The sequence below is a fragment of the Streptomyces sp. NPDC048434 genome (assembly GCF_043200375.1).
GTDB lineage: Bacteria > Actinomycetota > Actinomycetes > Streptomycetales > Streptomycetaceae > Streptomyces.
Genome location: NZ_JBICXQ010000053.1, coordinates 1 through 26578, shown reverse-complemented (window position 1 = coordinate 26578; position 26578 = coordinate 1). Strand labels below are relative to the sequence as shown.

The 26578-nt window shown below is 72.0% G+C and carries 22 protein-coding genes and 3 pseudogenes; 12 read left to right on the top strand and 13 right to left on the bottom strand.

Features of this window, described 5'->3' with window-relative positions:
- Window positions 1-573: 573 nt before the first annotated feature.
- Window positions 574-711, top strand: a pseudogene (locus ACGFWI_RS37530) (IS5/IS1182 family transposase); the annotation flags it as partial.
- Window positions 712-726: 15 nt separating this feature from the next.
- Here the strand turns inward: ACGFWI_RS37530 and ACGFWI_RS37525 are convergent.
- Window positions 727-1062 carry a DUF6204 family protein gene (locus ACGFWI_RS37525; RefSeq protein WP_393910560.1) on the bottom strand — a complete coding sequence of 112 codons (336 nt, stop codon included), beginning with the start codon at window positions 1060-1062 and terminating at the stop codon, window positions 727-729.
- 111 nt (window positions 1063-1173) lie between these two features.
- Here ACGFWI_RS37525 and ACGFWI_RS37520 point away from each other — a divergent pair, with 111 nt between their 5' ends.
- Both ACGFWI_RS37520 and ACGFWI_RS37515 read left to right on the top strand, forming a co-directional pair.
- The gene (locus ACGFWI_RS37520; protein ID WP_393910559.1) at window positions 1174-2079 is read left to right on the top strand and encodes an arginase family protein; all 906 of its coding nucleotides are present in this window, start codon (window positions 1174-1176) and stop codon (window positions 2077-2079) included.
- 108 nt (window positions 2080-2187) lie between these two features.
- Window positions 2188-4215, top strand: a complete 2028-nt coding sequence (locus tag ACGFWI_RS37515; RefSeq protein WP_393910558.1) for a DUF5107 domain-containing protein — start codon at window positions 2188-2190, stop codon at window positions 4213-4215.
- 42 nt (window positions 4216-4257) lie between these two features.
- On the opposite strand, the gene ACGFWI_RS37510 is transcribed toward ACGFWI_RS37515, so the two are convergent.
- On the bottom strand, window positions 4258-5586 hold the full coding sequence (locus ACGFWI_RS37510) for an aldehyde dehydrogenase family protein (protein WP_393910557.1): 1329 nt from the start codon (window positions 5584-5586) through the stop codon (window positions 4258-4260).
- Window positions 5587-5648: 62 nt separating this feature from the next.
- On the opposite strand from ACGFWI_RS37510, the gene ACGFWI_RS37505 reads away from it, so the two are divergent.
- Both ACGFWI_RS37505 and ACGFWI_RS37500 read left to right on the top strand, forming a co-directional pair.
- Window positions 5649-6305 (top strand): TetR/AcrR family transcriptional regulator, encoded by a 657-nt coding sequence (locus tag ACGFWI_RS37505; protein ID WP_393910556.1) that lies wholly within the window; start codon window positions 5649-5651, stop codon window positions 6303-6305.
- A gap of 99 nt (window positions 6306-6404) precedes the next feature.
- Window positions 6405-7328 (top strand): NADP-dependent oxidoreductase, encoded by a 924-nt coding sequence (locus ACGFWI_RS37500; RefSeq protein ID WP_393910555.1) that lies wholly within the window; start codon window positions 6405-6407, stop codon window positions 7326-7328.
- Between the two features lie 42 nt (window positions 7329-7370).
- On the opposite strand, the gene ACGFWI_RS37495 is transcribed toward ACGFWI_RS37500, so the two are convergent.
- From ACGFWI_RS37495 to ACGFWI_RS37485, 3 genes are all read right to left on the bottom strand, one after another.
- Complete coding sequence (locus ACGFWI_RS37495; RefSeq protein ID WP_393910554.1) at window positions 7371-7733, bottom strand: VOC family protein; 363 nt, start codon at window positions 7731-7733, stop codon at window positions 7371-7373.
- A gap of 231 nt (window positions 7734-7964) precedes the next feature.
- Window positions 7965-8780 (bottom strand): class I SAM-dependent methyltransferase, encoded by an 816-nt coding sequence (locus ACGFWI_RS37490; protein ID WP_393910553.1) that lies wholly within the window; start codon window positions 8778-8780, stop codon window positions 7965-7967.
- A gap of 155 nt (window positions 8781-8935) precedes the next feature.
- A complete protein-coding gene (locus tag ACGFWI_RS37485) occupies window positions 8936-10417 on the bottom strand; it encodes a bifunctional phosphatase PAP2/diacylglycerol kinase family protein (RefSeq protein ID WP_393910552.1) in 1482 nt (493 codons plus the stop codon).
- A gap of 133 nt (window positions 10418-10550) precedes the next feature.
- On the opposite strand from ACGFWI_RS37485, the gene ACGFWI_RS37480 reads away from it, so the two are divergent.
- From ACGFWI_RS37480 to ACGFWI_RS37470, 3 genes are all read left to right on the top strand, one after another.
- Entirely contained in the window at window positions 10551-11000 is a 450-nt protein-coding gene (locus ACGFWI_RS37480; RefSeq protein ID WP_393910551.1) for a GNAT family N-acetyltransferase, read from the top strand.
- Between the two features lie 127 nt (window positions 11001-11127).
- A complete protein-coding gene (locus tag ACGFWI_RS37475; protein ID WP_393910550.1) occupies window positions 11128-12342 on the top strand; it encodes an aminotransferase class I/II-fold pyridoxal phosphate-dependent enzyme in 1215 nt (404 codons plus the stop codon).
- Between the two features lie 73 nt (window positions 12343-12415).
- A complete protein-coding gene (locus tag ACGFWI_RS37470) occupies window positions 12416-13579 on the top strand; it encodes an MBL fold metallo-hydrolase (RefSeq protein ID WP_393910549.1) in 1164 nt (387 codons plus the stop codon).
- A gap of 43 nt (window positions 13580-13622) precedes the next feature.
- Here the strand turns inward: ACGFWI_RS37470 and ACGFWI_RS37465 are convergent.
- Window positions 13623-13736: pseudogene (locus ACGFWI_RS37465) on the bottom strand (DedA family protein); the annotation flags it as partial.
- On the opposite strand from ACGFWI_RS37465, the pseudogene ACGFWI_RS37460 reads away from it, so the two are divergent.
- Together ACGFWI_RS37460 and ACGFWI_RS37455 are read left to right on the top strand one after the other, a co-directional pair.
- Window positions 13684-15748: pseudogene (locus ACGFWI_RS37460) on the top strand (phage holin family protein). The pseudogenes ACGFWI_RS37465 and ACGFWI_RS37460 overlap by 53 nt on opposite strands.
- An 85-nt stretch (window positions 15749-15833) precedes the next feature.
- Window positions 15834-17246, top strand: coding sequence for an amino acid permease (locus ACGFWI_RS37455; protein ID WP_393910548.1), 1413 nt, complete (start codon window positions 15834-15836; stop codon window positions 17244-17246).
- On the opposite strand, the gene ACGFWI_RS37450 is transcribed toward ACGFWI_RS37455, so the two are convergent.
- Both ACGFWI_RS37450 and ACGFWI_RS37445 read right to left on the bottom strand, forming a co-directional pair.
- Complete coding sequence (locus ACGFWI_RS37450) at window positions 17176-18222, bottom strand: fatty acid desaturase family protein (RefSeq protein ID WP_393910547.1); 1047 nt, start codon at window positions 18220-18222, stop codon at window positions 17176-17178. The genes ACGFWI_RS37455 and ACGFWI_RS37450 overlap by 71 nt on opposite strands.
- Before the next feature lie 318 nt (window positions 18223-18540).
- The gene (locus ACGFWI_RS37445; protein WP_393910546.1) at window positions 18541-19053 is read right to left on the bottom strand and encodes an SseB family protein; all 513 of its coding nucleotides are present in this window, start codon (window positions 19051-19053) and stop codon (window positions 18541-18543) included.
- Window positions 19054-19580: 527 nt separating this feature from the next.
- On the opposite strand from ACGFWI_RS37445, the gene ACGFWI_RS37440 reads away from it, so the two are divergent.
- Window positions 19581-20006 (top strand): OsmC family peroxiredoxin, encoded by a 426-nt coding sequence (locus ACGFWI_RS37440; RefSeq protein WP_393910545.1) that lies wholly within the window; start codon window positions 19581-19583, stop codon window positions 20004-20006.
- 64 nt (window positions 20007-20070) lie between these two features.
- On the opposite strand, the gene ACGFWI_RS37435 is transcribed toward ACGFWI_RS37440, so the two are convergent.
- From ACGFWI_RS37435 to ACGFWI_RS37415, 5 genes are all read right to left on the bottom strand, one after another.
- The gene (locus tag ACGFWI_RS37435; protein ID WP_393910544.1) at window positions 20071-20508 is read right to left on the bottom strand and encodes a hypothetical protein; all 438 of its coding nucleotides are present in this window, start codon (window positions 20506-20508) and stop codon (window positions 20071-20073) included.
- 475 nt (window positions 20509-20983) lie between these two features.
- Window positions 20984-22138, bottom strand: a complete 1155-nt coding sequence (locus ACGFWI_RS37430) for a N(5)-(carboxyethyl)ornithine synthase (protein WP_393910543.1) — start codon at window positions 22136-22138, stop codon at window positions 20984-20986.
- A gap of 400 nt (window positions 22139-22538) precedes the next feature.
- A complete protein-coding gene (locus ACGFWI_RS37425) occupies window positions 22539-23774 on the bottom strand; it encodes an epoxide hydrolase family protein (protein ID WP_393910542.1) in 1236 nt (411 codons plus the stop codon).
- Window positions 23775-24654: 880 nt separating this feature from the next.
- Entirely contained in the window at window positions 24655-24879 is a 225-nt protein-coding gene (locus ACGFWI_RS37420) for a cold-shock protein (protein WP_393910541.1), read from the bottom strand.
- A gap of 160 nt (window positions 24880-25039) precedes the next feature.
- Window positions 25040-25855 carry a helix-turn-helix domain-containing protein gene (locus ACGFWI_RS37415; protein ID WP_393910540.1) on the bottom strand — a complete coding sequence of 272 codons (816 nt, stop codon included), beginning with the start codon at window positions 25853-25855 and terminating at the stop codon, window positions 25040-25042.
- Window positions 25856-26048: 193 nt separating this feature from the next.
- Between ACGFWI_RS37415 and ACGFWI_RS37410 the strand changes: the two genes are divergently transcribed.
- Entirely contained in the window at window positions 26049-26360 is a 312-nt protein-coding gene (locus tag ACGFWI_RS37410) for a 4a-hydroxytetrahydrobiopterin dehydratase (RefSeq protein WP_393910539.1), read from the top strand.
- Window positions 26361-26578: the final 218 nt, after the last annotated feature.

Sequence of the window (26578 nt, the reverse complement as noted above, 5' to 3'; positions counted from 1 at the left end):
GTCCGAAAGCCGGTCATCCACCGACGACTTCACCTGTCCGGGCCTTGGCACACCACTCCCAACGACCCGAACACCCCAAAGTCACCGGTATTGCCTCTAATGGGGTGTACAGGCACGAGGCATGTACGCATGGGGTGTTCACAGTCGGCCGGCCAAGGGATCGAATCCAGACGGGAACGGGAGAGCAGCTGCGCCGCTCTGAGCTGCGGCCGAGTCGAACGCTCGGTGGCGTCAACGTATCGCCAGTCGATCACTTGTGGATCTTGGACGGCGAGCGCTGTTCCGGAGGTGCGCACAGACCGGAGGAGTCGGTCTCGCAGCAGGTGGGCGTAATAAATCCCTCCGGAGGCCCGAAGACTTGGACAATCTTCTCCCTGTCGCGCCATTTGCCGGAGAATTAATGGAACGAGCCCGTAAAGCAGGGCATTCGTTGCAGATTCCCAGAAAGCACCACTTAAGCCCGCACCGAGTGAAGATGATCACAGGCATGACGGCTGGAGCGTCTCCTGGTGTGGCCGAAACAGGACCCCGAGCGAAGCCGAATTCCTGGGACAGGCACTCCCGTTGGCTCCCGAGCGCAACACCGCCGAACGCTGCATCAACCGCCTCAGCCAGTGGCGCGGTCCGGCCATGCGAACAGACAGACCCGCCATCGCCTACCAGGCCGCCGCACTCCACCTGGCCGCCATCCTCATCTGGACCCGACGCCGACCAAAGAGACGGAACCTAGCGGGACTTGCGGTTGATCTTCATGGTGTCCATGTCGGTGGCCGTGGACCGCAGCTCCCGATAGCCGAGGCCGGCGGCCCGCAGGGCACTCTCCGCCCTGTCCTCGGCGAGCGCGGCCGCCATCTCCTCGCCGTCCGCCGCATCCGAGACGACGACAAAGCGATAGCTGAAGGAGTGCAGCGCGCTGTCGTACGCCAGCGAGCCCTCGGGTGTGAACCGGAACTGCGACAGACCGTGATCGTCCACCTCGGCGAGCAGCTTTGCCCGGGACGGTGCGGTGAGGCCGTCCCACCTGCCGCGGACGATGACCCGGTAGGTGTGCTGCGTCGCCATGGGTGCCGTTTTCCGTTCTGCCGTTCGCCGTTGAGAGCCGGGATGAAAGGCTATTGCGGCGGATCTTCCGAGGCCTCCGCTTTTTCCGCGCCCATGTGTGACGATCCCCGTATGCGCCGGACGATACTGATCGATGCCCCCTCCAACCTGGGACTTCGGCCGCCCGCGCCCGGCACCGTCCCCGGCTGCTACAAGCTCGCGGGCGCGCTGCGCGAGCAGGGACTGCTGCGGCGACTGGGTGCGCTGGAGGGCGGTGTGGTGGTGCCGCCCCGCTACGACCTGGGGGAGTGGCGGGAGGGTGACGGCGACTTCAATGCCGCCGCTCTCGCCGTCTATACGGGCAAGCTCGCGACGCGCGTCCAGGAGCACGTCCGCAGTGGTGACTTCCCGGTGGTGCTGGGCGGGGACTGCAGCATTCTGCTCGGGGTGGTGCTCGCGCTGCGGCGGCTGGGGCGGTACGGCGTGGCCTACCTCGACGGCCACGGCGACTTCCGGCACCCGGGCAATGTGGCGGTGTCCGGACCGCTCGGCGCCGCGGCCGGAGAGGGCCTGGCACAGATCACCGGGCGCGGGCAGGCGGATCTCACCGACATCGAGGGGCTGCGGCCGTACACCCGCGACGAGGATCTGCGCGCGCTGGGCCTGCGCGACGCGGACGAGGACCAGGAGGAGTTGACCGCCCTCGGTATCGGCCACGTCCCGGTCGGCGAGATCCGGCGGCGCGGCCCGGGGGCGGTGGCCCGCGACGTCCTCACCCACTTCGCGAGCGCACCGCTCGACGGCTTCTGGATCCATCTCGACGCGGACGTCCTCGACCCGTCCGTCATGCCGGCCGTCGACAGCCCCGACCCGGGCGGCCTGCTCACCGAGGAACTCCGTGCGCTGCTCGGCCCGTTGGCCGCCTCGCCGCGCTGTGCCGGCATCAACGTCACCATCTACGACCCGGACCGCGATCCCGAGGGGACCGGCGCGGCGCTGCTCGCCGGCCTCCTTGAGGACCTCTTTGCGCAACCCTGACCTCACCCGGCCGCAAGAAGCCCTGTGCAGACCGGCGATCACGCGGTTCCATGGTCAACAGGAGGCCGCCGCAGCCGAGGCGGCCCGCTCCAGCATTGCGAGGCAGCCGTGGCCACGAGAGTGCGACGCACCACCCTGACCCTCCCCGCAGCCCCCCTCGGCCCCGACAACCCTCTGCCCGCTCTGCGCGGCGGTCAGGACCTGCACCGCATCGAGATCCCCCAGGACGCCGGTCTGCCCGCCGACATGACGCAGCAGATCGGCTGTGCGCCGCTGCGCTCGATCCTGCCGGCCCGGATGCGCGACGGCTACGGCCGCACCCGCCGTGCCACCGACCTCGATGCGCTGGTCATCGAGAACGACCGGCTGCGCGCCACCGTCCTGCCCGGCCTCGGCGGCCGGGTGTACTCGCTGCACCACAAGCCCACCGACCGTGAACTGCTCTACCGCAACCCGGTGTGGCAGCCCGCAGCCTTCGCCCTCAACGGCGCCTGGTTCTCCGGCGGCATCGAATGGAACATCGGCGCCACCGGCCACACCACCCTCTCCTGTGCCCCGCTGCACGCCGCCCGTGTCGCGGCGCCGGACGGCGGGGAGATGCTGCGGCTGTGGGAGTGGGAACGGCTGCGCGATCTGCCCTTCCAGGTGGACCTGTGGCTGCCCGATGGCTCCGACTTCCTCCACGTCGGCGTACGGATCCGCAATCCGCACCACCACACGGTCCCCGTCTACTGGTGGTCCAACATCGCCGTTCCCGAGGCCGAGAGCAGCCGCGTCCTGGCCCCCGCCGACGAGGCCTGGCACTTCGGCTACGAGCGGAGCCTGCGCCGTGTCCCGGTCCCGGACTTCGACGGCGCCGACCGGACGTACCCGCTGCGCAGCGAGTTCCCCGCCGACTACTTCTACGAGGTGCCCGACGGCGCCCGCCGCTGGATCACCTCCCTCGACGCCGACGGCCGCGGCCTGGTGCAGACCTCCACCGACACGCTGCGCGGCCGCAAGCTCTTCCTGTGGGGCGCGGGCCGGGCCGGGCGGCGCTGGCAGCAGTGGCTCACCGAGCCGGGCACCGGCGGCTACGCTGAGATCCAGGCAGGTCTGGCCCGTACCCAGCTGGAGCATGTACCGCTGGACGCCGGTGGGGAGTTCGCCTGGCTGGAGGCGTACGGGCCGCTGGACACCGACCCCGCGACGGTGCACGGCGCGGACTGGGGCGCGGCCCGCGAAGAGGTCACGGCCCGGCTGGCAGCCGCCCTGCCGCGCGCGGATGTCGACGCCGCCTACGCCGCCTGGCTGCCGTACGCCGACCAGGAACCGAAGGAGTCGCTGGCCACCGGCTCCGGCTGGGGCGCGCTGGAGGCCGCCCGCGCGGGCCTGGACCTGCCTGGTACGCCGTTCGACGCGGCCACGCTGGGCGCGGAGCAGGAGCCTTGGCTGACGCTGCTCAATACCGGGGATCTGCCGGCCGCCGGGCCCGTACCCGGACCGGTGCTGGTCGCGCCGGCCTGGCGCGATCTGCTGGAGTCCGCACAGCCGGGCCCGGCCACCGACTACCACCTGGGGCTCGCCCAGTGGCACGCAGGCGATCGCGCCCAGGCCGTCCGCAGCTGGGAGCGTGCGCTCGGGCACGGGGCCGGCGCGCTGCCGCTGTACTGCCTGGCCGTTGCCGAGTCGGTGGCGGGCGAGACGGGACGCGCCGCCGACCGCTATGTGCAGGCCTGCGCCGAGGCGGCCCGGGCGGCATCGGCGCAGGACCCGGCAGCGCGGGACTGGCGGGCGGTGCTGCCCGCCCTCGCCCGGGAGGCGGTGCCCGCGCTGCTCGCGGCCGGCCGTACCGACGAGGCGGCGGAACTGCTGGCGGGCCTGGGCCGGACCGATCCGGCCGACGGCCGCCTCCGGTTGCTGACCGCGCAGGTGCTGCTCGCCCAGGGGCAGCCGGCCGCGGCTCGGGAGATCTTCGACGCCGGCTTCGAGATCGCCGGTCTGCGGGAGGGCGACGAGGTGCTCGGCGACACCTGGTACGCCATCGCCGAGCGGCTGGTCGCGGGCGGCGGACCGGTCACCGAACAGGTACGCGCCGAGGCCCGGTCGGCGCATCCGCTCCCCGAGCGGTACGAGTACCGGATGCGGCCGGTCTAGCCGGTGGGACCGGCGGGCGGCACCGGCGCCGCCCGCCCGCGCTCACCCCAGCGGCTTGTCGAGCACCGCCTTGCTGTGGCTGAAGGTGTCGAGTGAGTACTCGCCGTGGTAGCGCCCCATCCCGCTCTCGCCGACCCCGCCGAACGGCAGGTCGGGCGCGGTGAGATGGGCGACCGGCAGCCCGAAGGTGAGTGCGCCCGAGGAGGTCTCGGCCAGCAGCCGGTGCTTGGTGGCGTCGGACGCGGTGAACGCATAGAGCGCCAGCGGCTTGTCGCGCCCGTTGATGAAGGCGATCGCCGCGTCCAGGTCGGGCACCGGCACGATCGGCAGGACCGGGCCGAAGATTTCCTCCTGCATCACCGGTGCGTCGGGCGTGACATCGGCGAGGACGGTGGGCGCGAGATAGCGCGTGGCGCGGTCGTGGGCGCCGCCGATGACCGTGCGGCCGCTGTCGAGCAGGGCGGTCAGCCGGTCGAAGTGCCGCTCGTTGACGATCCGTCCGTACTCGTCGGCGCCGGACGGATCGGCTCCGTAGATCTCGTGCACCGCCTCGGCGAGATGCGGTTCGATGGCGCGGGCGGTGTCGCCGATCGCCAGGACGTAGTCGGGCGCCACACAGGTCTGGCCGGCGTTGAGGAACTTGCCGGTCACGATCCGCCGGGCCGCCGCGGCCAGATCCGTACCCGGGTCGAGGACGACCGGGCTCTTGCCGCCCAACTCCAGGGTGACCGGCGTCAGATGCCGCGCGGCGGCCGTCATCACGATCCGGCCGACGGTGCCGTTGCCGGTGTAGAAGATGTGGTCGAAGCGCTCGGCCAGCAGGGCGGTGGTCTCCGGGACGGCGCCCTCGACGACGGCCACCGCGTCGCCGTCCAGGTAGCGCGGCAGCAGGCGGGCGAGGGCGGCCGAGGTCGCGGGGGCGAGTTCGCTCGGCTTGACGACGGCGCAGTTGCCCGCGGCCAGCGCGCCGACGAGCGGGGCGAGCGCCAGTTGCAGCGGATAGTTCCAGGGCGCGATCACCAGGACGACGCCGAGCGGTTCGCGGACGACCTGTGCGGTCGCCGGGAGCAGCCGGTCGGGCAGCTCGGCGGGCCGGGGCGCCAGCCAGTCGTCGAGACGGGCCAGGGTGTGGTCGATCTCGTGGAGGGTGAAGCCGATCTCGGTGCGGTAGGCCTCCTCGGGGCCCTTGCCGAGGTCGCCGGCGAGCGCGGTGAGCAGCTCGTCGCTGTGCTCGGTGAGCAGGCTGCGCAAGGCGGCCAGCTGGCCGCGCCGCCAGTCCGGCGCGGCGGTACGGCGGGTGGCGAAAGTGCTGCGGAGCCGGTCGACGACAGCGGCGGCGTCCAGGTCGGTGGTGGAGGTCTGCGATGCCATGACGCCGAGGCTACACGAAACGAAAACATTTCGTTTCGTAATGCTGCCGGTAGACTCCCGGTGTGGCCGAACGCACCGAGAGCAACCAGCCCGCATCCGCCGAGCGGCAGCCCGCCCGCGGCCGCCCGCGGGACGCCGGACGCGACCGGGCGCTGCTGGAGGCCACCGTGGCGGTACTCCAGGAAAGCGGCTACGGCGGACTCACCACCGCGGCGGTCGCCAAGCGGGCCGGAGTGTCCACCGCGACCCTCTACCGCCGCTGGCGCTCCAAGGAGGATCTGGTCGTGGGCACCGCCGTCCGCTGGGCGAGCGATCTCGGCCCCCAGCCGGACACCGGGAGCCTCGAAGGCGACCTCGCCGCCCTGCTCGGGGACAAGGCCCAAACCCTGGAGGGACCCGGCGGCCGGCTGCTGCACGTACTGATCGGCGAGGCCGCGCACAACGAGGCGCTGGCCCGCGTCCTGGACAACGCGATCATCCAGCCGGTCCGCGACCGGGCCGCCGCCGTGGTGCGCCGAGCGGTCGCCCGTGGCGACATCCCACCGCTCCAGGACGCGCATGTGCTGGCCGACCTGGTCGTCGGCTCCATGGTCAGCCGCCTCTTCCTGACCCCCGACGCGGCACACGGGGGCACTGCGGACGGCCCCTCGTCCGGCGAGGCGGCGAGCCGCGAACTCCTGCCGTTCCTGCTGCGCGCCGTGGGGGCACGGACCGCCTGAGCGGGTCTCGACGCCCGGTCACCGCACGTCTCGTACGCCATTTCGGTGACCGTCCGCGACCATGGAATGTTCCCCGGCGCTCACACGTTGTGGCGGATCATGAAGGCAATCATCGCAAAGAGCTACGGCGGCCCCGAGGTCCTCGAATACACCGACCACCCCGATCCGAAGGTGGGCCCGGACTCGTTCCTGATCCGGGTCAAGGCGGTCGGGGTCAACCCCGTGGACTGGAAGATCGTCGCGGGTTATCTGGACTCGATGATGGATGTGCACTTCCCGTTCATTCCCGGGTGGGATGTGGCGGGCGTGGTCGAGGCGGTGGGCGCGGACGCCACCGAGTACGCGGTCGGCGACGAGGTCATCGGCTATGTGCGCAAGGACGAGGTGCAGCACGGCACTTACGCCGAGCTGGTCGCCGCGCCGGTCCGGACCCTGGCGCGCAAGCCTGCCGCGCTCAGCTGGCAGCAGGCCGCCGGGCTTCCGCTCGCCGGGCTGACGGCCTATCAGTCGCTCAAGCGGGTCGGCGCGAAGGCGGGCGAGACGGTCCTGGTGCATGCCGCCGCGGGGGGTGTCGGCTCGCTCGCCGTCCAGATCGCGGTGGCGCAGGGGGCCCGCGTCATCGGCACGGCCAGCGAGCGCAACCACGACTTCCTGCGGTCCCTGGGCGCCGAGCCGGTCACCTATGGTGACGGTCTCGCCGAACGGGTGCGGGCGCTGGCGCCCGAAGGCGTCGACGCGGCCGTGGACTTCGTCGGCGGTGGCGTCGTGGACGTCTCGCAGGAACTGCTCAAGGACCGCGGCCGGGTGGCGTCCGTCGCCGACGCCGAGGTCACGGGCAAGGGCGGCCACATGGTGTGGGTGCGCCCGGACACCGCTGATCTGACCGCGCTCGGCGCACTCGCGGACGCCGGGAAGCTGACCGTGCCGGTCGATGTGATCCTCCCGCTGCCCGAGGCCGCCGAGGCGTTCCGGCGGAGCATGGCCGGGCGGAGCCGCGGCAAGATCGTCCTTGAGGTGGCCTGACAGGGGCCGGTCCCTCACCGAGGAGCGTGGCGGGGAGACTCCCTAGGGGGTCTCCCCGTCCTGCTTCCGGTCGACGTACTCGAAGATCGAACCGTCCGGGTGACGGGCGACCAGATTGCGGCCGATCGGGGTCGACAGCGGACCGGCGACGATGTCCGCGCCGACCGCCGTCAGATCGGCCACCGCATCGTCCACATCCTTGACGGCGATGGTCGCCGTGATCTTCCGCAGCACCGACAACTCCGCTTCAGGGCCGCTCATCAGGAAGAAGCACCCGACGGCCGCGACTGCCACCCCACCGCGCTGGAAGCGGATCGCCTCGGCACCGGTCAGCCGCTCGTAGACACCGATCGCCGTATCGAGATCACCGACGCACACCCGCAACGAGGTCCCCAGAATGTCCATGCGGACAAGCCTAGTTGGGCGGCCTGCCGGTGCGCGATCACTTGGCCATGATCAGACCGCGCTCCGCCGCGCCCGGGGCGGCACGATGCCCCGGATGCTGTCCCGGGCGCTCATGCCGTCGCCGCGTCCGGGCCGCCCGGCGGACGCCGCACGGTGCAGCCCCACCGCGTCCACGGCGCCCGGACGTGCGGCGCCCGCCTCCCGGGCAACCGGCGACAGGTGCCCCGGTCGTCAGACGCGGCACAGGATCTCGCCGTGCAGGATGCCGAACCAGCCGTCCTCCTCGGCGCCCCACGCCCGCCAGGCCTGAGCGATCCGGTTCAGCTGCTCCGTCGTGGCGTGCCCGCCGTCCACCGCGATCCGCGCGTAGGAGGAGCCGACCGTACGGTCCGCCCACAGCTCGCTCCACCAGGAGCGCTCCTGCGGGGTGCGGTAGCACCAGGTGCCGGTGGTGGCGGTGATCGCGTCCGGGGCGAAACCGGCCTGCCGCGCCCAGGCGTGCAGCCGGCGTCCGGCGTCCGGCTCGCCTCCGTTGGCGCGGGCCACCCGCAGATACAGCCGCAGCCAGTCGGCCATCCCGTCGACCTCCGGGTACCAGGTCATGGCCGAGTAGTCCGAATCCCGGACTGCGACGATCCCGCCGGGCTTGGTGACCCGGCGCATCTCGCGCAGCGCCTGGACGGGATCGCCCACGTGCTGCAGCACCTGATGGGCGTGCACCACACAGAAGGTGTCGTCGGGGTAGTCCAGTGCGTGGACATCCCCGACCGCGAAGCGGACGTTCGTCAGGCCCCGGTCGGCGGCCGTGGCGCGCGCCTGCTCCAGCACGTCGGGTGCGTGCTCCAGGCCGGTGACCTGCCCGTCCGGCACCAGGGCGGCCAGATCGGCGGTGATGGTGCCGGGGCCGCAGCCGACGTCCAGGATCTGCATGTGCGGCCGCAGCGCATCCCGCAGGTACCCGGCCGAGTTGGCGACGGTGCGCCAGGTGTGGGAGCGCAGTACGGACTCGTGGTGGCCGTGGGTGTAGACGGCGGATTCCTGTGGCATGACCGACTCCTTCACATGCTTCACAACGGTGACCGGGAGCGCGCGGCGGCGTCCCGGTCACCGCTCGGGCGGCGGCACGCACCACGGCGCGGCCGCCCTACGGCGTGGTGATCACACCGTACGCCGCCATCTCGCATCATGAGAGTGGCATCTCATTATTCGGGCAGCAGGCGGTAGACCGTCAGGGCCGCGTTCTTCTTGTCCAGCGTCAACCCGGCAGGAACGGGGGCCACTTCACCGTCGAAGGCCAGCGTCGTACCCTCCGGGAGGTCGCTGATCCGCAGCCGGGACAAACGCGCCTCACCGAGCACCGGAGAGCTGCGCGGCGTGCCCATCAGGGCCGCGGCGAGCAGCCGGGTGCGGGCCAGCCGCCCGCCGTGCACCACCCGCACATCGAGCACCCCGTCCGCCAGGTCGTGCCGGCGCACCGGCGCGAACCCCAGCCCCCGGTACTGGCAGTTGCCGACGAACAGCAGCCACACGGCGCGCCGCTCGCCATTGATCCGTACGGTCAGCGGCTCGGCGGTGCGCAGTACCTCCCACGCCGCGAGCACCCCGGCGGGCCAGGCGCCGATCTTTCCCGCCCAGCGCTCACGGATCCGCACCAGCTCCGGATACGCGCCGATCGAGAAGGTGTTGAGGAAGTGCCGCGCCTCCGGATGCGGTTCGGCCCGGAAGCGCGCCACGTCCACCGCGACGGCCTCACCGCTCTCCACGGCGCGCGCCGCCGCCGCGTAGGTCTCGATCCCCAGGTCGTACGCGAAGTGGTTCAGGGTGCCGCCGGGCAGCACCGCGAGCGGCAGCCCGTGCCGGAGCGCTACCTCCGCCGCGGCATTGACGGTGCCGTCCCCGCCCAGCACCCCCAGCGCACCGCCGAGCGCCCTGGCCCGCTCCGCGGCATCTTCCAGGGCCTTGTCCAGCGGCTCTCCGTCCGGCCCGCCGCACAGCGTCACCTCGACCTGCGGCAGCACCCCGCGCACCTCGTCGGCCCGGTCCGGGCGGGGGCCCGTGCGCTGCCCCGAACCCTGGTTCGCCACCACGACCAGACCCCGGCCGCCCGGCAGCGCGGGCGCCTCGGCACGCGGCCTGGCGGGCGGCGCCAGCTGGGCGCGGGTCGGCGCGAAACCGCGGACCGCAAACGCCGCGCCCGCGCCCAGCGCGGCACCCGCCAGCACATCACCCGGATAGTGCACGCCCGTATAGACGCGGGAGAACGCCACCGACGCGGCGACCGGCGCCAGCGCCAGCCCCCACCACTTGTTCTCGAAGGCCACACCGGTCGCGAAGGCCACCGCCGAGGCCGCGTGCCCGGACGGGAACGAGGAAGTAAGGGGCTGACGGTGCAGCTGCCGTATGACCGGCACCGCGTCCAGCAGCGGTCGCTCGCGCCGCACCGAGCGCTTGCCGAGTGTGTTCACCGTCGCCGATGCCACGGCCAGCGAAGCCACCCCGCGCAGTGCGGCCCGGCGCATCGGCCGGCCGCCCAGCGCGGCCGCGCCGGCCGCGAGGCCGAACCACAGCAGCCCGTGGTTGGCGCTACGGGTCAAGCGGGGCAGCACCCGCTGTGCGCCCGGCCATTCGCGCGCGGCAATCTGGTGGAAGGTCCGCCGGTCGAGATGGGTCAGTAGCGATTGCATGCGCCACCTTGTACCCCAGACTGCCCGTAACAGGCAGGAACGCGCTGCTCGGGGCCACCGCGCGGCGTCGCGACGGCACCGCCGGGCGGAAATCGGGCTGCGCCGGACCGGCCCTCTGTGGTTCGCTGCCCGGATGATCAGGAGACGTCGCGACACCGACCTCGACGCCTGTGTGGCGCTGCTGGCCGAGGTCCACACCCACAGCGGCTATCCACACCAGTGGCCACACGATCCGGCGCGCTGGCTGACCCCCGACGGACTGACCGCCGCCTGGGTCGCCGAGGCGGACGGCGCGGTCGTCGGCCATGCGGCGCTGTGCGGGGACGAGGTCAGCCGGCTGTGTGTCGCACCCGCCGCACGCGGCAAGGGCCTCGGCGGCCGTCTGCTGCGCGCCGTCGAGGCGGAGGCGGCGGCCCGCGGGCTGCGCCCCGTACTGGAGGTGAAGGCCACCGACACCGCGGCCATCGCCCTCTACGAGCGGCTGGGCTGGGCCCGACGCACCACCGAGCGGCAGGAATGGGGCGCCGGCGAGGTGGTGACGGTGCATCACTACGAGGCCACCGCGGCGCGCCCGGCGCATTGAGCGCCGGTCGCACCGTCCGCTGACGTGTCGCCCGCCGTCGCCACCCGTGCGATCTGCCAAGGTGGACGGGGCCGCCCCTCGGCTGAGGGGCCCACGATCGACCCGCCGTCGTGGAGTGGAGGTACGGATGCAGCGGACCGCCCCGGATCCGCAGCGCGAGCCGGACCCGGATCCGCCGGTGGGCCTGCCGGTCCTCCCGGAACTCGCCGCGCACCTCTCCGCGGCCGCGGACCGCACCGAACCCGAGCCCCCCGGCGGCGGCGCCCCGCTGCGCACCGCCGCCTGCGGCTACTGGGAGCGCCGCGGCCTGGTCACCACGCCCGACCGGGTGCTCGCCGCCCCCGGCGCGCCGGCCCTGCTCCTCGCCCTGTACGCCGCGACCGACGGGGCGGTGGTGCTGCCGCGGCCCTGCTCCGCGTGGTACGCACCGCCCGCCCGGCTGCTCGGGCGGCCGGTGCACTTCGCACCCGTACCGGCGGAATCGGGCGGGGTGCCCGACCCGTTCGCGCTGCTGGAGACCGTCCGCCGGGCCCGGATGCACGGCGACAGCCCGCGCGTCCTGGTCCTGTCCGTCGCCGACGATCCGACCGGCACCTGCCCCGCCCCCGAGCAACTGCACGAGGTCTGCGAGGCGGCGGCGGACGAAGGGCTGTGGATCATCAGCGACGAGACGCGCCGCGATCTGCTGCACGATCCGCATGACACCGTGCTGCTCAGCCCCGCCGAGATGCTGCCCGGCGAGGTCGTGGTGCTCACCGACCTACGGTCCACGCTGGTGCCCGCCGCCTGGCCGGCCGCGCTGGCCCGCTTCCCCGGCACCGACCGCGGAGCCATCTTCCGGGCCGTGGCACTGGACGCGCTCACCGCAATCCCGGCGCCGATCGCCGGGCCGGTCGGCTGCGCCGTCACCCATGCGCTCGGCGAACCCGACGAGGTGCGCGCCCGGACCGCCACCGTCGCCCGGCTGTACGGCACGCTCGCCGCGGCGCTCCACCACACCGTCACCGAGGCCGGCGCCGTCTGCCGCCCGCCGCGCTCCGGGAGCCATCTCTACGCCGACCTCGAACCGCTGCGCCGGCCGCTGGCGGCCCGCGGGATCGTGGAATCCCGCGCGCTGGAGCGGAAGTTGGCGCCCTGGGGGGCGCGCGGCGGCCACCGCTTCGGCGATGCGCCGGGCGCCCTGCGGGTACGACTCGGTGCCGAGGCGCTGCTCGGCGCCGACCGGGAGCTGCGGCACCGCGTCCTGACCGCGCCGGATCCGCTGGAACTCCCGCACATCACCGAGGCGTTGACCGCCTTGTCGCGGGCGCTGGCCGGGCTCACGACGTCCGCGGGCGGCTGAGCCGCACGGCTCGGACCCGCCCGCCACCGCCCCCGCACCCGCCCCGGTTCTGTCCACCGTAAGGAGCCCCGCGATGACCGAACAGACCGAGCGCTCCCTCGCCGAGCAGCCCCCCGACACCGAGCGGCTGCCGCCCGCAGCGCCCGGCGACGGCGCCGGAACCGCCGGGGGAGCGGACCGCGGCCACGGCGCGGCCACCGCGCAGGCCCCCGCCGGCGCGGTCGCGCCCGCCCTCCCGCACACCGCCCCGCCCCCGCTCGCCGCACCCCGCCCCCTGGGCGAAACCCGCACCTGGCCGCGGGACTTCACCCACCGGCTGACCGCCCCGCTGCCCGGTGTCCGCGCTCTGGCCCGGATCGCCCGGGAGGGCAAGCTGCGCCCGGCCCCCGATACGCTCCCGGAGATCCAGCAACTCCCCTTCGAACCGGGCCCGATGCCGGCCGCCGGCACCACCACCCTCGCCCTCACCTGGGCCGGACACGCCAGTTGGGTGCTGCGCATCGGCGGCCTGACCGTACTGACCGACCCGGTGTGGTCCCGCAAGATCCTCGGCACCCCCGCGCGGGTCACCCCCGTGGGCGTCCGCTGGGAGGACCTGCCACCGATCGATGCCGTCGTCATCAGCCACAACCACTACGACCACCTCGACGCCCCCACCCTGAAGCGGCTGCCGCGCCACACCCCGCTGCTGCTCCCCGCCGGACTGGCGCCCTGGGCCCGCCGGCGCGGCTTCACCCAGGTCGCCGACCTCGACTGGTGGGACGCGGTCGAACTGCCCGCCCCGGGCGGCCCCGTACGCTTCGACTTCGTCCCCGCCCACCACTGGAGCAAGCGGACCCTGACCGACACCTGCCGTTCGCTGTGGGGCGGCTGGCTGCTCACCGCGCCCGACGGGCGGCGGATCCACTTCGCGGGAGACACCGGCTACGGCCACTGGTTCGAGGAGATCGGCCGCCGCTACCCCGGCATCGACCTGGCGCTGCTGCCCATCGGCGCCTACGACCCGCGCTGGATGCTGCGACCGGTGCACACCGACCCGGAGGAGGCGGTCAAGGCCTGCCAGGACCTCGGTGCCCGCGCGCTGGTCCCGATGCACTGGTCGACGTTTCTGCTCTCCGGCGAGCCGCCCCTGGAGCCGCTGCGCCGGGTCCGCGCGGCCTGGGCCGCCACCGGACGCCCCCGTGAGGACCTCTGGGATCTGCCCGTCGGAGCCTCGCGCGTGCTCGCCGAGCGCTGAGGACCGCGGCGGTGCGGTGCGGGCGGCCCGCCGGGGACACCCTCTACGACCCGTCTTCGCCGCCGGCCGGTCTGACACGCCGCCAGGCGGCCGGCGCCGCGCTGATCACCACCGTCAGTCCGATCGCCAGGGCCACGCCCTGCCACGGCTCGGCGAACCTCACCCTGCTCGCCCTCGCCGCCCTGCTGCCCGACTTCCGGCTGCAGTCCGCCGGCGGCGACAGCCTCACCCGCACCGCCGTCACCGCCGCCCTCGGCGCCGGCGCGTTCGGCCTGCTCAGCGCCCTGGTCTGGCCGTTCCTCGTCCGTGCCCTGCTGCTGGTGCCCGCCCTCGTCCTGGGCCTGCTGGTCTTCTTCCTCAACGGCTCCCTGCTGCTGCTCGCCCTCGATCTGATCCCCGAGGGACGCGGACAGGCCGCACCGGAGACCGCGGTGATCGTCGCGGCGGTGATGTCCGCGGCCTCCTCGGCCACCGCCGGCTTCCTGGCGGTGCACAACGACGAGGCGTACCACCGCAGGCTGGTCCGGCTCGCCGGACGCCGCCGCCGGTCCGGCGCCCCCCGGCACCCGGCCACCCCCGGCACGGTCTTCCTCCAGCTCGACGGGCTGGGCCACGACCTGCTGCGCGAGGCCACCGAGGGCGACCGGCCGCTGATGGCCACCGTCGCCCGCTGGCGGAGCGACACTCACCGCCTCACCCCCTGGCGCACCGACTGGTCCAGCCAGACCGGCGCCAGCCAGCTCGCGCTCCTGCACGGCAGCAACGAGGATCTGCCCGCCTTCCGCTGGTACGAGAAGGACACCCGCACGCTCGTCGTCAGCAACCGGCCCACCGGCGCCGCCGAGCTCCAGCGCCGCGCCATCGCGCGCACCGGCGACGGCGGGCTGCTCGCCTACGACGGCGCCAGCCGCGGCAACCTCTTCAGCGGCGGCGCCGACCAGGTCGCCCTGGTGATGTCGGTGGCGGCCCGGCGCGGCAAGTACAACCGCTCCCGCGCCGGTTACTTCGCCTACTTCTCCGACCCGGCCAACGCGACCCGTACCGCCGTCTCCTTCGTCGCCGAGGTCGCCCGCGAGATCGTCCAGCTCGCTGCGCACCCGCTTCCGCCGCGAGCTGCCCCGGGTCGCCCGGGGCGGCCTCTACCCCGTCATCGGCGACATGCTCGCCGGCCGCACCGCCGTCTACGCCGACCTGGTCGCGTACGACGAGGTGGCGCACCACTCCGGGCCCGCACACCGCGACGCCCTCCAGGTGCTGCACAGCCTCGACCGGGCCATCGCCCTGTTCGCCAGGGCCGCCCGGCACGCCCCGCGCCCCTACCGCATCGTGCTGCTCTCGGACCACGGCCAGAGCCACGGCCCGACGTTCCTGGAGCGCTACGGGCTGAGCCTGGGCGATCTCGTACGCGCCGGATGCGGGCTGCCGGTGCCCCGCCGCGCCGGCCGGACGCGGAGCGGAGCCGAGGCCAGGGAGGCGGCGCGCGCCGCGCTGCACCGCCCGGAGGAGGAGGGGCGCCGCCCGGAGACGACGGACGGTCCGGGCCCCTCCCACCCCCTCGTGCTGGCCTCCGGAAACCTCGGCCTGGTGTCCTTCCCCGACGTGCCCGGCCGGATCACCCGCGAGGAACTGGACCGCAGACACCCCGCACTGCTCGGCACTCTCGCCAACCACCCCGGCATCGGCTTTCTGCTGGTCCGCTCCGCGGCACACGGCCCCGTGGTGCTCGGCCCGGCCGGCGCCGAGCACCACCTCGACACCGGCCACATCGTCGGCGCCGACCCGCTGGCGCCCTTCGGCTCCGGCGCGGCCGAGGCCGTACGCCGCACCGACCGCTTCCCGCACACCGCCGACCTCATGGTCAACTCCGCCTACGACCCGACGACCGGCGCGGTACACGCCTTCGAGGAGCAGATCGGCTCGCACGGCGGTCTGGGCGGAGCCCAGAGCCACCCCTTCCTCCTCTGGCCCGTCGAGCTGACCCCGCCGGCCCCCGACGACGAGCCGCTGACCGGCGCCGAACAGGTACACCGGGTGCTGCGCCGCTGGCTGCGGGAGGCCGATGGCCCGCAGCTGCCTCTGGGGCTCCGAACGGACGAACTCCGGCACAAGGCGTCCCCGGCCGAAGGTTTTTCACCACCGGACCCCGCTCCACGGGACAAAACCCGCTGATTTTGGCGGACACCGCCGATCGCCGACCATGTGCATTGCTCGGTAACCCCGGGTGCACAGCGCACGACGAGAGGTCCGCCACGTCATGAACGACCGGCACACCCGCCGCTTCGGACTGGGAACCGCCACCTGCCTGGTGATGGGCAACATCATCGGTGGCGGCATCTTTCTGCTGCCGGCTTCGGTGGCCCCGTTCGGCACCGTCAGCCTGGTCGCCTTCGGCGTACTGACCGTCGGCGCCGTCGCCCTCGCCCTGGTCTTCGGGCGGCTTGCCGAGCGCCACCCGGACACCGGCGGCCCCTACGTCTACGCGCGCGAGGCGTTCGGCGACTTCGCCGGATTCCTCTCCGCCTGGTCGTACTGGACCATGACCTGGGTCAGCAACGCGGCGCTCGCGGTCGCCATCGTCGGCTACGTCCACGTCCTGCTCCCCGGCCACCCCTCCGACGGCGCCGACCTCGCGATCGCCCTCGTCGCGCTCTGGCTGCCGGCCCTCGCCAACTTCGCCGGCACCCGCTACGTCGGCCTGGTCCAGACGGTCTCCACCGTCCTCAAGTTCATCCCGCTCCTCTTCATCGCCGTCGTCGGCCTGTTCTTCTTCGACCCGGCCAACCTCGGCTCGTTCCACGAGGGCAGCGGCAGCGCGGTCGGCGGGATGTCCGCGGCCGCCGCGATCCTCCTGTACTCCTACGTCGGTGTGGAGTCCGCCGCGATGAGCGCCGGCGAGGTCCGCGACCCGGAGCGGAACGTCGGCCGGGCCACCGTCCTCGGCACCGTCGGCTCGGCCGTGGTCTACCTCCTGGGCACCGTCGCCGTCTTCGGCACCGTCGCGCACGACAAGCTGGTGAAGTCCCAGGCGCCGTTCTCCGACGCGGTGAACGCCATGTTCGGCGGACACTGGGGCGGCACCGTCGTCGCGATCGCCGCCGTCGTCTCGATCATCGGTGCCCTCAACGGCTGGACCCTGATGAGCGCCCAGTCCCCGTACGCCGCCGCCAAGGACGGGCTGTTCCCCGCACCGTTCCTGACCAAGCGGCGCGGCGTCCCGACCTTCGGCGTCCTCGCCGCCGGAGTGCTGGCCAGCGCCCTGACGGTGCTCAACTACCTCACCGGTACCGGCGGCGTCTTCGAGATCCTGGTGCTGATCACCACCTTCTCGGCGACCGTCCCCTACCTCCTCGCCGCCGGCGCCCAGGTCTACTTCCTGCTCACCGGCCGCCGCGACAAGGTCCGCCCCGCCCGCTTCGCCCGCGATCTGACCCTCGCCCTGACCGCCTTCGGCTTCACCTTCTGGCTCGTCGCCGGCGCCGGCTACGCCGCGATCTACCAGGGCGTGCTCTTCCTGTTCGTCGGCATCCTCGTCTACGCCTTCATGGCGGCCCGGCGTACCACGCGACAGGCGGAGGCGACGGCCACGGCGACCGTGCCTACGCCCGCGGACCACGAAGCGGTTCCCCCGCTCGCCGCAAGTGCCGCAGCGCCTCCGCGTACGACCTGATCAGCCCCGTCTCGTGGTACGGGACACCGATCTCGGCGCAGTAGGCCCGCACGATCTTCTGCGCACGGCGCAGATGCGGTGTCGGCATGCTCGGGAAGAGGTGGTGCTCGATCTGGTAATTGAGCCCGCCGAGAAGGAAGTCGGTCATCACTCCGCCCCGGACATTGCGCGAGGTCAGTACCTGACGGCGCAGAAAGTCCGGCCGCGCGTCGCCCGTCAGCGTCGGCATCCCCTTGTGGTTGGGCGCAAAGGTGCACCCCAAGTAGACGCCGAAGACGGCCTGGTGGATGAGGAGAAAGGCCAGCGCCTTACCGGGTGACAGCACCAGGAACAGCGCGGCGAGATACAGCACGATGTGCGCCAGCAACAGCGCCGCCTCGCTTCCCCAGTGCTTCATGGTGGGCGACCGCAGCGCCCGGATGCTCGACACCCGGAGGTTGAACCCTTCCAGCGTCAGCAACGGGAAGAACAACTGTGCCTGATACCGGCCGATGAAGCGGGGCAGCCCCGTGGCGGCCCGCGCCTGGCCCTGCGACCACACCAGGATGTCCGGCGCGACATCCGGATCCAGCTCCTCATGGTTGGGGTTGGCGTGATGCCGGGTGTGCTTGTCCATCCACCAGCCGTACGACATCCCCACCCCGAGATTGCCGAACAGCCGCCCACCGACCCCACTCGGCCGCCGCCGACGGAACACCTGCCGATGCGCCACATCATGGGTGACCAGCGCGACCTGTCCGTACACAAACGCCAGGAACACCGCCACGGCCGGCTGCCACCAACTGTCGCCCAGCGCGAAGAACATCGCCCAGCCCCCGGCGAACGCCGCACTCACGGCCGACAGCCGCACCACGTAGTACCCGGGCCGGCGCTTCAACAGCCCGGCCGCCACGATGCGCCGCGACAACCGCGCAAAGTCGCTGCCGGCGGCCGCCGGACCGGCGGGCCCGGAAGAGATGTCAAGACTCGTCGTCATACCCCCGAGTCTTCTGCCGCGGCCCACTGCCCGACAGCCGGTTCACCCCCGGGCCGGGCGGGGGGTTACCGCTACCTGGGGGTGGTGCCTGCCCCCTGGTGCTCAGCGACGGCCGCGGTGGCCGGTGCACGGGGACCTACGGCGCGCGGTCGACGGGAATCGGCAGTTCGTCGCTCGACGTGGGTCGGCAGTTGTGGGTGAACGTGAGTCGGTAGTCGTGGGTGGGCGTGAGCGGCTATGTGTCGGTCGACGTGACGCGGTGCTTGTCGGACCTCATGTTCGGGAGGACGAGTTCCCTGGTGCACGGACGGGGGCGGATCATTCGGCCGGCTTCTGACCGGCTTCTCCGGCGCCACCTCCCTCTGCCCCCTCTGCCCCCTCCGTCCCGGCCTCGCCCGGCTGGCCGGCCGCGCCACCGTGCTGGCTGAAGACGGGCAGCGCCCGCACCAGGTCCGGGGGGAGGGCAAGGCCTTCCTCGGTGGACGGGTCGACCGCCAGCCACAGGTCGTCCGCCGGCCAGTTCGCGGCCAGGTCGACGACAGGGATGCGGAGCGCCGCGTCGAGATCTCCGCCGGCCGCCAGCAGCGCATCCTCGGTCGTGAAGACGGGAACGTAGCGATTGCCGTCCTGTTCGATCACCGGCAGCGAGATGGCACCCTCGGGACGCTCTTCCTCGCCCTCGGCCGGCGGTGCCTGCGGCAGCAGGGCCACGCTGGTCGCGAGCTCGATCAGAGCGGCCTGGGTGTTCGCCTCCTCCGCTGCGGACTGCGTGCCGTTGGTGGAAGGTTCCTCGGTCGGGGGCGAATTTTCGTCGGGGGTCGAGGCGCTCATGGCTTGTCCTCTCGTCGGCGTTGCTCACCGCAGTCGCCGCCGGATGCCGCCCAGCGACATGGGGACGGGGCAAGCGTGGCAATACCTCCCAGGCTATGCCGCCCCACGTTCTGTGCACGTTCTGCGCAAGGTCCTCGATCAACGGGGCCGGCCTTGTCTCCGCAAGGCCCGGGAAGCCCTACGGCGGCACGGTGACCGACGGGGACCGACGTGGGCAGAGACGGGGATCGACAGGGCAGCCCGACAGGACGGTGAGTAGCAGGGGCCGACGGGGAGTGACCGAGGCTGTCAGGGGAGTGACGGGGGCGGTCAGGGGCCGACGGGGAGAGGAAGGGACCGCGTCCGGGACGACGTGGACAGACAGGGACCGCGTCAGGCACCGCCGGACGCTGCCCGCCCCGGCGACGTCTCGTGCGCGTACCGAGGCGGAGGGTGGAGTCGTGCCGTACGGCGCGTCGTGAACCCGGGCATACCGCCACAGGGCGGACGATCGGGGAGACGTCATCCGTACACAGGAGGGATTCACCGTGGCCACTACACGTAACGCTCACACCGAATGGGAAGGCGAACTGTTCAAGGGCTTCGGGGAGGTCACGCTCGACTCCTCGGGAGTCGGACACTTCCCCGTGACCTGGGCCTCTCGCGCCGAGGACCCCAACGGGAAGACCAGCCCCGAGGAGCTGATCGCCGCCGCCCACTCCAGCTGCTTCTCGATGGCCCTGGCGAACACTCTCACCGAGGCCGGAAACCCCCCGACCCTGCTCACGACGAAAGCCGCGGTCACCTTCCAGCCGGGTACCGGCATCACCGGAATCCACCTCACCGTGGAGGGTCAGGTGCCCGGCATCGACGAGTCCGCCTTCAAGTCCGCGGCCGAGGACGCCAAGGTCAACTGCCCGGTGAGCCAGGCCCTCGCAGGCACCACGATCTCCCTCACCGCCGTCCTCTCCTGACCCCACGAACCCGACACCACGCCCCCTCTCCGCTTCGGCATGAGGGGGCTTTGGTACGCCGCGTTCACTTCATGCTCGGGTGTCGGCGTCCGGTGGATTCGACATCAGGAAGAGAGGCCGGCGCACGGCTCAAGGGGAGTGCGGTGGCGAGGACGAACACCCCGAAGACGGTGATCGCCGACAGCCCGACGGGACGAAGATAGGCGGCAGGATCCGCGAGAACGGCACTCCACTGGATCCACCAGTTCGCCACCACGTCCAGCATGACGACCGCCCCGAGGAGCGGCCCGCCGGGGTACCCCCAGGCGACCAGCAGGGCGACGAGGGGATCGGCCAAGAGCAGCCCGTGGAACAGCAGTTGCGCAGGTGCGGGCGCGTAGTCATACGCATGCAGGCCGCCGGTGACCACGAAGTACGCGTGTGCCCCCGCCCCTTCCAGGAATCCGACGACGTATATCGCCGTCACCCACCATGCCCAACGCGGACGCTTCCCCCAACGCATGCCATCCATCCTAAGAACTCCGCTGCCGGAACGGGCTGCGTGGGCCGACAGGAGCGATCCCACGCCACCGGCGTCCCGCTCATGACCCGACATCTGCGATTCCCAGGCCAAGTCGTCAAATCAGAAGGGCACTTGACGCTTACCGCGGCCGGTCCTTCGGGGGCAGACGTGGTCCATCCAGGCGGCGGATCGCCCGAGGAGGCCCAGGCGCCCGAGTGGTGTGGAGGCTGGACATCCCCTTTGGCCGTCCGCCATCGATGGCGGCCTCCAGGGCCCGGGGACGGCCCACGCTCAGGCCGCAGCGCCTGGCGGACCGGGGGTGGTTGCACCGCACCCCCGCCGGTCCCCGGCCTGTTCCGCCGGCACCTGAAGAAAATCGCCCGGAAGGGTGGCGTCGTCGTGCTGACGGAAGGCGGGGAGCGCCCGGTCGACGTCGTACCCACACCGGGTAAGCCGTCGACCGGGCGGCGCCGGCTCAGACCAACGCGTGCGGGTACTGCTCGGCGCGGTGCTGGAAGGCCAGGACCGCGGGGTTCTGGACGATGCCGCCGCGGATCTCGATCGCCCGGCGGATCGTGCCGTCACCGTCCCAGCCGGACGGTCCTTCGAGGACCGGCCGCAGGAACGGGATCAGCGCCTCGCTGTTCTCCCAGGTCGCCGCGTCCCACAGGTAGGAGGGGCTGTGGTCCACGCCGTAGTAGTGGACGTGGTCGCCGACGGTGAACATCGGGTCGTTGAAGGTGGTCGGCCGGGCCCAGTCGAAGCCCATGCCCTCGTCGCAGGAGACGTCGATAACGAGGGTGCCGGGCGCGAGCTTCGGGAGGTCCTCCTTTATCAGGAACATCAGCGGCGCCGCGGTGTCCTGGAGCACGCAGTTGACGATGATGTCGTGCCGGGCGAGGAACTCAGCCAGCGGTTCAGGGCCGTCCTCGGTGAGCGCGATGCTGCGCCGCGGGGCGAGGGTGTCGTCGGCCACGTCATGGTGGAAGTGCACGATCCGCGCCGAGTGGATCGGTGAGCTCACGGCGGTGACGCCGCGGGCAGTCAGCACGTCCACTTCGTGAACCCCCAGCGCGCTGAGTGCGGTGACCGCGCCGCGGGCGGTGGCCCCGAAGCCGATCACCACCGCACGCCGCCGGCGCCCGTAGTCACCGGTCGCACCGGTCAGCTGCATGGCGTGCAGCACCGACGAGTAGCCGGCCAGCTCGTTGTTCTTGTGGAAGACGTGCAGGTTGAACGAACCTTCCCTGGTCCAGTGGTTCATCGCCTCGAAGGCGATCACGGTGAGCCTGCGGTCGATGGCGGCCTGCGTGACCTTCTCGTCCTGCACGCAGTGCGGCCACCCCCACAGCACCTGCCCGTCCCGCAGCTCCGCCAGATCCTGGTGCAGCGGTTTGGCCAGCAGGATGACGTCACACTCCGCGATCAGCTCCTGGCGTGGGCGGAAACCGGCGACGAACGGTGCGATCTGGCTGTCCGGGACACCGAAGTGCTCTCCGTAACCGGTCTGCAGATAGATGCTGGGCTGGAGATCGGCGTCGATGCGTTCGAAGTGCGCCGGGTGGATCGGCAGACGATGCTCGTTCTCTTTGCGGGTCTGCGACATGATTCCGAGCTTGAGCTGCTGCAATGTACCCCTTTGATTACTCCCTGTTTAACACACCCCCGGAGAGCGGGGTTCCGAGGAGGCAGCGCTCTTCCGGGACGGGCGCCCTGATCGGCACCCAACCCCGGCGGCTTCAGGCTGGTGTCTGCCAGGTGGTGAGAGGTGGCCGATCGAGGCCCTCGTTCCGTACGCGCCACCTCAACGCCGCTCGCTGGAGCTCCGTCGCGGGGCGGCGCGCGGCGGGTGAGCGACACCTGATGTTGCGTCACACCGCGTGGGCTTGCATGGCCGCTGAGGCTCCCCTCGCACCGTGGCTACTGCGCCATGTCATCCGTGAGCTGCGCAGAAGCTACGCCCGACGCGCACGCCACGCCGAGCAACGTTCGCTCGCCTGGCCCGTCGCCGGACCGGCCCGCAGGGTCGTTCAGGGCCTGCGGCCGTGGAAGGTGCGGCGCAGGTCGCTCACCCAGGCGTCGGGGTTCTCCCAGGGGATGAAGTGGCCGCCGCGGTCGTGGGCGTTGACGTTGACGTGGTGGAACCAATCGGCCTGCGGGCCGGCCTTGAATGCCCGGACGCGCTCGTCGGCGGTGTGGATGCCGGGCGGGTTCTCGTACGTGACGAAGGTGAGGCCGACCGGGGCCTGTACGACCGGGGTGCGGTCGTGGGCGGGGGCCCAGGGGTAGCGGTTGGCGTTGGCGTAGTAACGCATCGACGTGGCGATGGAGTTGTTCACCCAGTAGATTGTGGCGTGGGTGAGCAGGTCGTCCTTGGTGAAGACGGACTCGACGTCGCCGCGGTTGTCGCTCCAGGCGTTCCAGCGCTCCAGCAACCAGGCGAGCAGTCCGACGGGGGAGTCGCTCAGCCCGTGGGCCAGGGTGGCGCCGTCGAGCATGTGCACGGCGAGATGGGACGCCGAGCGGTGCTCCAGCTCGATGATGCGGGCGCGGACGTCGGCGGGCTGGTCGTCGGTGAGGGGCCGATTCCGGGCGAGGTCCCAGGCGCGGGGGCCGGTGAAGAAGTCGAGCGGCAGCCCGGAGCCGATGTGGATGCCGTACAGCTCGTCGGCGTACTTGTGGCCGAGCTGGCTGGAGACGATCCCGCCGATGTCGCAGCCCCCGGCGGCGTACTTCTCGTATCCCAGGGTCTCGGTCATCAGGGTGTGCCAGAGGTCGGACACCTTCCAGAAGTTGACGTCCGGAAAACCGGTGAGCGGACCGGGGAAACCGAAGCCGGGCAGGGACGGCACGATGACGTCGAACGCGTCGGCGGGGTCACCGCCGAACGCGGCCGGGTCGGCGAGCGGGTCGATCACTTTCGACCAGTGCCAGAACGTCCACGGCCAGCCGTGGGTGAGGATCAACGGGATCGGGCGGGGGCCGTGGCCGGGCTTGCGCATGAAGTGCACCGGGACACCGTCGACGCTCACCTGGTAGTGCTCGTAGGCGTTGATGGCGGCCTCGGCCTTGCGCCAGTCGTAGCCGTCCCGCCAGTAGGCGACCAGCTCACGGAGATAGCTGTCCGGGACGCCGTAGGACCAGTCCCCATTCCCCTCGTCCAGCGGCGGACGGGTCAGTGCGAGCCGGGCGCGCAGGTCATCGAGGACCTCGTCGGACACATGGATCGGGGTGGGCTCCAGGGGGAAGGCGTGCGGGGTGGTCATGGCGTGGTTCCTTACTGGGTGGGGGGAAGCGGTGCCGTCGCTCTGTTGGGTGGTTGGGCGGCGAGCCGGGTCATTTCAAGGACGACATGCTGTCCATGGCCCTCCACCTCCGCAACCAGGAGATGAGTCTGCGCGACATCGCCAAGCGCCTCGTCATCACCACGGGCGCGAAAAGGGCCGGCATCCCTCGCCCGCCACCGTCATGCGGATGCTCCGCGAACACGACCGGGCGATAGACCGCGATCTGGGCCCTGACCTGCTGCGGTGGCACTTCGAGTGGCCCGTTTGACGGCCCCGTCACGTACCCGAATTCCCCGTGATTCACCGGGTGTGCGGGCCGGCAACGGGCACGAGCGCCCCTTCTGATCTGTAGCCCTGACTGGACGGAATGGCTCAGGGACGGCGGTATGCGGACCGGTCAACGCCGGGAGCGGGCTCGCTGGTCAATGTCAGGTAGCGGGGGTAGGCGGGGTCGCCAACTTCCAAGAGGGCGAACAGATCTACGTCGTGCCGTGCGAAGCGGTGAAGGTACTGAAGGAACAACTCCAGTTCCTCACCAGACAGCGGCTCGTCGTGTCTCTCGTTGCGCACGCGCCTCACGATACGTCTGCGATCCACTGCCGACCCCGTCGTTGCGAACCACCGGCGGGGAGTTCGCTGAGGTCCGCTCAGATGTTCTTCAGCGGTCTCGCGGCCGGTGCCGGTCGGCCGGGATCACCGCGATTGCTGCGCTTCGCTGCGGTACAGCGCAGCGGGCTGACCACCGCTTTTAGGAGTGCGAGCAACCGGGCGCCGCTGCATGCGACGGTAGAGGGCCCGAGGGCACGGCGGGCTGGGGGAGACCGTGGGCGTGCACCGTCGTTGATGTCAGGTGTGGATGTCAGGCAGACCGAGGCACGATGGTCACTGCGCGGTAGTCGTACCCATCCTGTGTGAAGCCGGGGGCTTCCCATGTGAGGTCGATCCGTTGTCCGGGCGACAGTGTGCGGAAGCCCGCCATCTGGATGTCGGAGTAGTGGCCGAAGCAGCCGCCGGGTGTCTCGGGGGAGTCGAGCACGCCCCACCCCTCCTCGTCGCGCCACTCGCGGACAGTCGCAGGCACCATGGGCGAAACCCTACGGGCAGAGCCGTGGAAGGGTGCCCGACGTTGCCCGACGATGACAACTGCCGGCAGCTCAACAACAGGTCACAGGTCGAACGAAGAGATATGGCGCGAGAGCTTGCGAAACTTCGAGTGAGCGCCCGGAGCCATGGGCGGGCGTCCGCTACCGGGCCATCTTCTGCAGAGCGGCGGCCGTTTCCGGATCGGCAGGCAGGAAGGTCTCCACGGCCAGTTCGGAGACGGTCACATCCATCGGGGTGTTGAAGGTGGCGATGGCCGAGAGGAAGGACAGCACGGTGTCGTGGTGTTCGATCATCATGGGCAGGGCGAAGGGGGCGTGTTCGCCGACGGATGCCGTCTCGCGGCCGCCCGGTGGGAGAGGGTAGGCGCTCACCTCGTCGTACAGGGCGCGCAGGGGGGAGGAGCGCATCAGGGCCAACTGGCGCTCCATCTGGGCCAGGAGGTGGGCGCGCCATTCCCGGTAGTTGCGGATGCGGGGGGCCAGGCCGTCCGGATGCATGGTGAGGCGCATGGAGTTCAGCGGGGGCTGGAGGAGGGCGGGATCGATGCCTTCCAGGAGCACGGTGATGCCGCGGTTCGCCGCCTGTACGTGGTAGGTCCCGTCGACCACCAGGGCGGGGAAGGGTTCGTAGCCGGTCAGGAGGCGTTCCATGCCGGAGCGCAGGGCGGCCATCGACGGATCGTCCAGGGGCGTCTCCGGGAAGGTCGGGGCGTAGCCCGCTGCGATCAGCAGGGCGTTGCGTTCCCGTACGGGGACGTCGAGGTGTTCGGCGAGGCGGAGCACCATCTCCTGGCTGGGGCGGGAGCGGCCGGTCTCGATGAAGCTGATGTGGCGGGCGGAGGAGTCGGCGCGCAGCGCCAGTTCCAGTTGGCTGATGCGGCGCCGGTCGCGCCATTCGCGCAGCAACGCGCCCACGCCCGTGGTCGTCTCCGGCGAGGACGCCGCAGCAGTTGTCATGGGAGGGACGGTAGTCGAGGGCCGGTGCGGCGGGCGTTACGGGCGGGGCGTGTGCCGTGGGTGCGCGAAATGGTCGCCGGCGTGCCACGCTGGACTTGTCGGGGCCGTCGCGGCAGAGGGGCGGCGGCCGGTACATCCATGCGTATCGGGAACCGGCTCATCGGCAGCCGGCACACGGCGAGAGGCAAGCGCCATGAATGCTCAGCTGGAACCGCTCAGCTTCAAGGAGATCGAGGACCGTCTCGCGGAGCTGCCCGGCTGGTCCGTCGAGGGCGGGATGCTGTGCCGCGGCTACGCCTTCCACGGGCACTTTCCGGCCGCCGCCATGGTCATCCATATCGCGCAGATCCAGGAGGAGTTGGGTCATCACGCCGATCTGACGCTGGGGTACAACCGGCTCGCCGTCTCGGTGAACACGCACAGCATCGGCGGCCGGATCACCCATCTCGACTTCGGCCTCGCCCACCGGATCGAGGAGATCGCCCCGGTGCACGGGGCCCGCTGACCGGGGACACCGTTGTGGAGCGCGGCTGGACCCCCACGGGGTCCCGGCCACCGGCGGGGGGGGGGGGCGCCCCCCCCCCCCCCCGGGCGCCGCCCCGCCCCCGCCGCCCCCCCCCCCCCCCCCCCCCCGGGCCCGCCGCGGGGTTGGGGGGGGGGGGCGCCCCCCCCCCCCCCCGCCCGGGGGAACGGGTGACGTGCGCCGGCTTCCGTATGCCCGGC

Bases quoted from the DNA above. Each gene is read 5' to 3' on its own strand.
- ACGFWI_RS37525 (WP_393910560.1), bottom strand. From the start codon at position 1,062: ATGGCGACGCAGCACACCTACCGGGTCATCGTCCGCGGCAGGTGGGAC.
- ACGFWI_RS37480 (WP_393910551.1), top strand. From the start codon at position 10,551: ATGATCAGGAGACGTCGCGACACCGACCTCGACGCCTGTGTGGCGCTG.
- ACGFWI_RS37425 (WP_393910542.1), bottom strand. From the start codon at position 23,774: ATGACCACCCCGCACGCCTTCCCCCTGGAGCCCACCCCGATCCATGTG.
- ACGFWI_RS37420 (WP_393910541.1), bottom strand. From the start codon at position 24,879: ATGGTGCCTGCGACTGTCCGCGAGTGGCGCGACGAGGAGGGGTGGGGC.
- ACGFWI_RS37490 (WP_393910553.1), bottom strand. From the start codon at position 8,780: ATGCCACAGGAATCCGCCGTCTACACCCACGGCCACCACGAGTCCGTA.
- ACGFWI_RS37415 (WP_393910540.1), bottom strand. From the start codon at position 25,855: ATGACAACTGCTGCGGCGTCCTCGCCGGAGACGACCACGGGCGTGGGC.
- ACGFWI_RS37475 (WP_393910550.1), top strand. From the start codon at position 11,128: ATGCAGCGGACCGCCCCGGATCCGCAGCGCGAGCCGGACCCGGATCCG.
- ACGFWI_RS37435 (WP_393910544.1), bottom strand. From the start codon at position 20,508: ATGCGTTGGGGGAAGCGTCCGCGTTGGGCATGGTGGGTGACGGCGATA.
- ACGFWI_RS37500 (WP_393910555.1), top strand. From the start codon at position 6,405: ATGAAGGCAATCATCGCAAAGAGCTACGGCGGCCCCGAGGTCCTCGAA.
- ACGFWI_RS37455 (WP_393910548.1), top strand. From the start codon at position 15,834: ATGAACGACCGGCACACCCGCCGCTTCGGACTGGGAACCGCCACCTGC.
- ACGFWI_RS37485 (WP_393910552.1), bottom strand. From the start codon at position 10,417: ATGCAATCGCTACTGACCCATCTCGACCGGCGGACCTTCCACCAGATT.
- ACGFWI_RS37470 (WP_393910549.1), top strand. From the start codon at position 12,416: ATGACCGAACAGACCGAGCGCTCCCTCGCCGAGCAGCCCCCCGACACC.
- ACGFWI_RS37520 (WP_393910559.1), top strand. From the start codon at position 1,174: ATGCGCCGGACGATACTGATCGATGCCCCCTCCAACCTGGGACTTCGG.
- ACGFWI_RS37495 (WP_393910554.1), bottom strand. From the start codon at position 7,733: ATGGACATTCTGGGGACCTCGTTGCGGGTGTGCGTCGGTGATCTCGAT.
- ACGFWI_RS37410 (WP_393910539.1), top strand. From the start codon at position 26,049: ATGAATGCTCAGCTGGAACCGCTCAGCTTCAAGGAGATCGAGGACCGT.
- ACGFWI_RS37445 (WP_393910546.1), bottom strand. From the start codon at position 19,053: ATGAGCGCCTCGACCCCCGACGAAAATTCGCCCCCGACCGAGGAACCT.
- ACGFWI_RS37510 (WP_393910557.1), bottom strand. From the start codon at position 5,586: ATGGCATCGCAGACCTCCACCACCGACCTGGACGCCGCCGCTGTCGTC.
- ACGFWI_RS37450 (WP_393910547.1), bottom strand. From the start codon at position 18,222: ATGACGACGAGTCTTGACATCTCTTCCGGGCCCGCCGGTCCGGCGGCC.